This is a genomic window from Microcoleus sp. bin38.metabat.b11b12b14.051, from assembly GCF_013299165.1.
Classification (GTDB): Bacteria; Cyanobacteriota; Cyanobacteriia; order Cyanobacteriales; family Microcoleaceae; genus Microcoleus.
Genome location: NZ_JAAFKD010000007.1, coordinates 242390 through 248573 on the forward strand (window position 1 = coordinate 242390; position 6184 = coordinate 248573).

The 6184-nt window shown below is 45.2% G+C and carries 8 protein-coding genes and 1 pseudogene; 7 read left to right on the top strand and 2 right to left on the bottom strand.

What is annotated here, in order from left to right:
* Position 1: 1 nt before the first annotated feature.
* The 5 genes and pseudogenes from QZW47_RS10735 (at position 2) to QZW47_RS10755 (ending at position 3088) form a co-directional block, all read left to right on the top strand.
* Positions 2-490 carry a hypothetical protein gene (locus QZW47_RS10735; RefSeq protein WP_293126903.1) on the top strand — a complete coding sequence of 163 codons (489 nt, stop codon included), beginning with the start codon at positions 2-4 and terminating at the stop codon, positions 488-490.
* A gap of 7 nt (positions 491-497) precedes the next feature.
* Positions 498-719 (top strand): hypothetical protein, encoded by a 222-nt coding sequence (locus QZW47_RS10740; protein ID WP_293126905.1) that lies wholly within the window; start codon positions 498-500, stop codon positions 717-719.
* Positions 720-915: 196 nt separating this feature from the next.
* Positions 916-1365: a hypothetical protein gene (locus tag QZW47_RS10745; protein ID WP_293126907.1), complete on the top strand. Its 450-nt coding sequence runs from the start codon at positions 916-918 to the stop codon at positions 1363-1365.
* 680 nt (positions 1366-2045) lie between these two features.
* Positions 2046-2471: a DoxX family protein gene (locus tag QZW47_RS10750; RefSeq protein WP_293126909.1), complete on the top strand. Its 426-nt coding sequence runs from the start codon at positions 2046-2048 to the stop codon at positions 2469-2471.
* Positions 2468-3088: pseudogene (locus QZW47_RS10755) on the top strand (DUF4385 domain-containing protein). The gene QZW47_RS10750 and the pseudogene QZW47_RS10755 overlap by 4 nt, the downstream one beginning before the upstream one ends.
* A 142-nt stretch (positions 3089-3230) precedes the next feature.
* On the opposite strand, the gene QZW47_RS10760 reads toward QZW47_RS10755, so the two are convergent.
* Positions 3231-3698, bottom strand: coding sequence for a regulatory protein RecX (locus QZW47_RS10760; RefSeq protein WP_293126911.1), 468 nt, complete (start codon positions 3696-3698; stop codon positions 3231-3233).
* 90 nt (positions 3699-3788) lie between these two features.
* Entirely contained in the window at positions 3789-4199 is a 411-nt protein-coding gene (locus QZW47_RS10765) for an AbrB family transcriptional regulator (RefSeq protein WP_293126913.1), read from the bottom strand.
* 1253 nt (positions 4200-5452) lie between these two features.
* On the opposite strand from QZW47_RS10765, the gene QZW47_RS10770 reads away from it, so the two are divergent.
* A complete protein-coding gene (locus QZW47_RS10770) occupies positions 5453-5578 on the top strand; it encodes a hypothetical protein (RefSeq protein WP_293126915.1) in 126 nt (41 codons plus the stop codon).
* Positions 5579-6048: 470 nt separating this feature from the next.
* Positions 6049-6184: helix-turn-helix domain-containing protein (locus QZW47_RS10775; protein WP_293126935.1), on the top strand; the 136-nt coding region annotated here is incomplete at its 3' end.

The following is a 6184-nucleotide window of genomic DNA, read 5'->3' on the forward strand; positions in this document are numbered from 1 at the left end:
AATGAGTGATCTAATTCTTCAATTGACGAACCCTAGCAATTGGGAGGAACTAGATTACCAAACTTTATCTGGTGGCTTACCGCTACCAGATTACACGCTTCCTATTCAATTAGAAAAACACATTATTGCTTGCTATTGCAATTCTCCTAGCGCTGAGGCTCACTGGAAATTTGCAGGTTGGGTATCGCAAAAAATTTTTCTGGGCATCGGCGGAGTTTCTAGTTTGGGTGAGTCGGTGACTTACCGGAAAATTTGGTTGAAAAAGACTCAATTGATTATTTTTCAACCTTTAACTTCTAATTATTCTTTAACTTTTAGTTTTGCTAAATGGTTAAAGGATATGGAGATTGGTGTATGGCAGTACACCGGGCCTGTTAGCGATTCGGTTATCCAAGCGATAGGAAGTGGCAACCAACAAACGGTGCAAGGTTTAATCGCAATACAATCAAGGCTTCAGCAAATAGAAATAAAAATTGACTCTTTACTGTAAAAGCAATATGAATTTTACGTCAACTTTGTTGAAAATAGATTTGGCGGTACTGAGCTGCGTATTGGGGTTAATGGCTTTAATTTACAATTCTTTGAAAGCAGTGCAGAAAGAAGCAATTCTATCTGCACAGGGTCAAGTTAGACTTGAGAAAACTTTAGAATTTTACGGCAAGCGACTCGACAACGTTGAATCCTGGATCTCTGGAAATTCTGGCTTTAAGGAGCGCTAAAAAAAATGCCTAGAATAACCGCGAGAGAACTGCTGGCAAATCCTAATCCAAGTTTAACAGAGTTAGTTGATGCAATAGCGAGGTTGTCCGAGGATAAGGGTTATTTGCAGGGGCGAACAGGTTTTGCGAAAACAATCGCTGAAACTGATTATTTAATTGACGCATTGCGCGAGCGCGTTAGGGAAATTGAGAACAAATGACAGCACACAATTTATTTTTTACTATGCGGTTGCGAGCTGCTGCCGAACTTTTGGTCGGTAACTTGCAACTAATGTACCCAGATGGAAACAAGATTAACTACACGGCAACTTCTGGCTGTGCGGGCTGGCAACAAGAGGGTGATCAGTGGCAGCGGGGAAAGGGCCCAATCCCACAAGGGTTTGACTACAAAATACCAACTACGCCTTACTGGTCGGATACGCGAGGGATTGAAGGCAACTTTTTTCACATCACGCCCGATCCGGTTGTTTCTCCCACAGGGTTGACTCGCTCTGAGTTTGGTATTCACTTTGACGCTGGGTTTCCAGGGAGTGCTGGGTGTATTGTGTTTGATCGGGAATTTGGATGGGGAAGATTTTGCGAGCGGATGCGGGCGATCGCCCTATCGGGCGTTGAGTACATCCCGCTGCAAGTTGTCTATTCTTAGTCTGGGGATTCATTACAGAGCGTTTCCGAATTGCCCCTACAAATAATTTTGACAGCCCAAATATTAAAAGATTCTAAAATTTATTGACAAATTAGTCACTTTTATGTGCGATCGCCCAAAAGCCCGAAGATTTGACCTTTGGCGATTTTTCGAGTTGAGAATTGGGGAATTAGCTATAGCATAAGGGTTTGGAGCAAAGCTCAGCATTTGGGTTCAGGGTTGATGGTGTCGAATTTAGAAATAATCGCACTCATCAATTCCTGTAAGGATTTAATGCTAAGCCGAGACGCATTTGTCGATCGAGAAAATCCCCTCCTCCGGTAGCAGGCCCGGCCTGAGGCGCCACCAAAAATCAGGTTTTACTACCCGAAGACAGAGGCAGGATTCGCGAACTAAAGATTAAAATCTTCGTAACAAAGCAGGCGCTATCTGTTGGCCACCGCACATCCGAGGCTTCGATTCGAGTCCGCACTTCCTCAAGCTTCTGGCTGCAAAAACCGATCTCGAACTTCGCTCGAAACCTGGTTTTTCCCAAATATCGTTACAGCCACCAGCAAAACTAGAAAAACCCAGAACTCTTGAATTTTTCTGCCTAGTTCCTCTGAGAATCTCGATCGCGAATCGCGAATTTTTGCAAGCCTTTTGGTCACAACTTAACAATTATTAATTACCGATTGCCCATGAAAGCTCAAAAAGAACTTTGGCGCGTTATCCTCGCAGTAGCTATCAGTATTGTAGGCGTGCTCCACTTTGCAGTGCCCGCACCCTTTATCAGAATCGTCCCGCCCCAGCTTCCTTACCCGGAAGCATTGGTTTATATCAGCGGCTTTTTCGAGATTTTGGGGGGAATTGGGCTGTTAATTCCTGCCGTTAGCAGAGCGGCGGCGTGGGGCTTAATTGCCCTGTTTATTGCCGTGTTTCCGGCTAATATCAATCAAGCCGTCAACAGCATTCCCATAGAAGGAATTCCACACCAGCCATTACTGTATTGGTTCAGGCTGCCTTTTCAAGCTGTCTTGATTGCTTGGGCCTGGGTTTATACCCAACCAGACGAAGGTAAACCTCGGGCTTCGGTAGTTCCAGATACAACCCAAAACGTTCAATGAAGCAGTTCGACTATTCTTTGGATTTTAAGAACCTCGACTTTCGACAGCACCCGGAACTTTATCGAGTGGGGAAAGGAGAACAGGGAGTGCTGTTGGTGGAGCCATACAAAGCAGAAATTCTGCCTTGGTGGAGATTTAAGACTCCTGAAATTGCCACCGAGTCCAGCAGCAAAATTTACGCCTTGTTTTTAGAGTATCTCGATGCCGGTGATTTTGTCGGAGCCGACATGGCTCGCAAGTTCTTGCAGATGGGATATACTCCAATACGGTTTACTTAAGACTGTTCAGTCTATAAAATCATGTGAAAAATAAACACTGCGATTGCTTCGCGGGTACGCTCGCAATGACAAAAAAACTTTAAGTGAACCGTATTGGGATATACTCTATCGCGCCGCTACGCTAACCACAAAAGCGGCCGAAAATACCAGCAGAACCCTCAGAAGCTGGAATCTGTAGCAGAACAAGCCGCAGCGAGAAAAGATATTTTGCCGTTAGAAGCAGATCCGGTGAAAGCAGCATCCGCCGCCATTTTTCAAGAGAAATGGATGCTGGCAAAAACCAACGAGAAATATCTCCAGCTTTTAGCCAGACACCGGCAGATGTACGAATCTTCTTGAGGCAAGCCTGAGGATTGACATCCCCATCTAACATATAGCCGAGTCTCAAATTTTAGACTCTGGTATAGTATTAGCCCCCAGGGCAGCAGTGGAGTTGTGCTTGCCTATCTGGGGGCATAACTGATTTGCCACACCCTAGAATTTAACGATCGTCTTCTTCTGTTTGCCACTGGCGCCACATTTCAAAGGCATTAAATCCCCTGTATTGCAGGTAATTCAAGACTTTGCCCTTGGTTTTCGGATCTACATTACCGATCGCCTCTATCTTGTATTTCCGCATGACTTTGGCTTTTAATTGGGCCAGTTGTTCTGCTTCTGAGTCCTGATTTTGGTCTAATTCTTCTTCCCAGACTTGCTCGAACAAATCGCTAGCAATTCCTTTTTGCAAGCACTTGCGCTTGACGGCTGATTTCCCGTATTTGCCCGCAGCAGAGGCGATCGAGTTTGCCACCAAGCGAGTGTCAGACTGATAGCCCCGGTCTTGAATTTGCGCGATCGCCTCCAATATTTCCTCATTGCCAAAACCTTTCTCTTGCCCCTTTTTGCGAAGTTCAGAGGCACTGTAGTCTTTGCGGGACAAGAGAAAATAGAAATAGTCAAGACAGCTCATCAGTTAAATTGAAGGGTGGCGCGCAAATACTCGTGTAGCGAATGTGAAATCCAGTAGCCTTGCTATCGGCCGACTGCATCGCTATATCCTCTATTCTTCTGTATCCTCCTCTTCATCATCCACTTCCACATCCGGTCTGTCCACATCGATCTGAATCAAGCGAATGTGCTTGTATCCGAGTTTAATTTCAAACTCGTCACCCGGCTTTAATCCCATTTCTTGGGTATAATTTGCTCCGATCACGATCGAGCCATTCTTGTGAACGCTAGCTCGATAACTCGCTTCTCGCCCGCGTCCGTCTGCTTTCGACTTCTCTAGCTCAATGCCCTTAGCAGCTAATACTGCATCGTAAAACTCAGCCAGGTTAATCCGGGTTTCTCCACTCTTGCTGACTGTGAAGTAGCCGCAAAGCTTTGCAAGTTCTCTGCGCGGCAAATCGCTGCCTTTGATTTTTTGAAGCAGACCTTTTCCTGTTAAGGGTGCTGTAGCTGTTTCTGCCATTGACCTTACCTCGCTTATTGGACTTTACTTATATCAATTACAACACATTAGATTAACTTTGTTGCACTGTCAATACTAAGAATTAGGAATATTATGATTCTGGATAAATTTCTGCGGTTTCAAAACCGGGGGTGCAAGTTAAGGATGCTCGAAGGGCGATCTATTTGCTGCTGGCCCTCAAAATGCTTGCCCAACCTCGAAGAGCGATCGCGCGGGGAATTATTGTCGCAAATTAAATGCTTTACTTTTTTACAGTAAAGTCTGTTGCCTGCATTTACCAATCCCGCTCCTGTCGGCGGTTAAAGTAAAAAGCAAGACAGCGATGAATGGAAATACCTAGTGCGCCACCGCAGCAAATCTGCCCAAAGCATTTACTGGTACGGGGTCAACTTTTACATCAACAAGGCGAGGCAGCACTTGTTCTCGATGGCGCTGCCACCTAGCTACTTGTAAACCCTGTTTTTCGGGCAGCCAATCCCGTCAAAACGCCAAATACCGAGCCACAATCTTCTATTAAGGTACGGGGCATCTAACTCGCACAGAACGCACTCCGGCGAGGGCAATCCCGTAAAAACCGAAGCAAATTTCACCTGTTCGTTGAACGAGTTTTAGCTTAAATCTGACCAGCGCGGGCGCGACTCCAGAAACATCACACAGCTAGCAATAGATGAAAAATACCACGAGCGATCGGGGATTGGAGATTGGGGAATCACTGATGACGATTTCGGGTGGGGCGAGATCGCACTCGCAGTTGCATTTTCTGGTGAAACTGCGATGAGCTACTGCGCCAGCGAAAGATTGTCTGTGATGTTCGAGGGAGCGAGGGTGCGATGCGGATGCGGATGCACCAGAGCAGACAACAGTGAGGAATTGTTCGTGGAAATATACAATCTATAATACTGTGCGACTTGATGCGCGATCGCGCTAGATTATTTCGCCACTCTTGAGGCGAACCCGCTTTCTTTGTAGGGTGACAGGGGGAACTAGGAAAAATCTTTCGACTAATGCCCCGCAGCCAAAGAATTAGAGGTGATTTTTACCGGGTAATTTCCAGATACCCAGTTAAATGCACAACAGCTTAAATATTTGAGGCGCGATAAATTATCGCCTTTCTCAAAAACCTGAGGTACGGGTTTAGATTTTAGATTTTAGATTTTAGATTTTAGATTTTAGATTTTAGATTTTAGATTGGGAGATTTTAGATTTTAGATTTTAGATTTTAGATTGGGAGATCGAGCCGGTCAATACCTGATATGAGAGCTCAAATTGCTATAGCAGCATTTCGCGGCATGGAGTTTCTGTGGAAATTACTGGTTTCTACTCGTTGTCGGCAAGCTGCCAGACTCTCAAAATTTACCCACCATCCGCAGGATAGCTAAAACTTATAGCCGCTTCCACAATTACTGATTCTCAAATATAGGTACCGCCTGCTGGATAACGGTGTTGTTAATTTTTGCCACTCTTTGTTTACATTGTCTGCTGCGACACTCTCGGAATGCTCGATCGAGTATTCCGAGACTGACGCCCCACATTCTGATACCATTTTCTCAAAAAAATACAACAGCAGGGCAACTCCAAACCCGCTGGTACAGTAACAATATGCAGTCACAGTTTCATCGCGATCGCAATATGTAGCGCTGCCAACTGCGTGAAATTCCCAGACACAATCGCAGAAACTGCGTTTGGCCGTATTGCGCGCGCCTGAGCTGGAAATTAACTGGGATTTAGAGGCAAGCAGGTCTATTACTCTGGCTCCATCATCAAAAAAATGGGTCTGAAACCCCGTCCTTCTAGGACGGCTTTGTATTAGAGTTTACATTTTCACGAAATAGATGCTATAATGTGAAGTATGACACAAAAAGCATTCAAGTACCGATTCTATCCAACTCAGTCGCAAGAAAACTTGCTGAGAAGAACGATGGGCTGTGCTCGTTTGGTTTACAACAAAGCCCTTGCTCTTAGAACAGAGGCTTGGTATGAAAGAC

What these genes read in the sequence shown, in the direction of transcription:
- QZW47_RS10765 (WP_293126913.1), bottom strand. Translation starts at nt 4,199, where the DNA reads ATGGCAGAAACAGCTACAGCACCCTTAACAGGAAAAGGTCTGCTTCAA.
- QZW47_RS10740 (WP_293126905.1), top strand. Translation starts at nt 498, where the DNA reads ATGAATTTTACGTCAACTTTGTTGAAAATAGATTTGGCGGTACTGAGC.
- QZW47_RS10770 (WP_293126915.1), top strand. Translation starts at nt 5,453, where the DNA reads ATGAGAGCTCAAATTGCTATAGCAGCATTTCGCGGCATGGAGTTTCTG.
- QZW47_RS10750 (WP_293126909.1), top strand. Translation starts at nt 2,046, where the DNA reads ATGAAAGCTCAAAAAGAACTTTGGCGCGTTATCCTCGCAGTAGCTATC.
- QZW47_RS10735 (WP_293126903.1), top strand. Translation starts at nt 2, where the DNA reads ATGAGTGATCTAATTCTTCAATTGACGAACCCTAGCAATTGGGAGGAA.
- QZW47_RS10745 (WP_293126907.1), top strand. Translation starts at nt 916, where the DNA reads ATGACAGCACACAATTTATTTTTTACTATGCGGTTGCGAGCTGCTGCC.
- QZW47_RS10760 (WP_293126911.1), bottom strand. Translation starts at nt 3,698, where the DNA reads ATGAGCTGTCTTGACTATTTCTATTTTCTCTTGTCCCGCAAAGACTAC.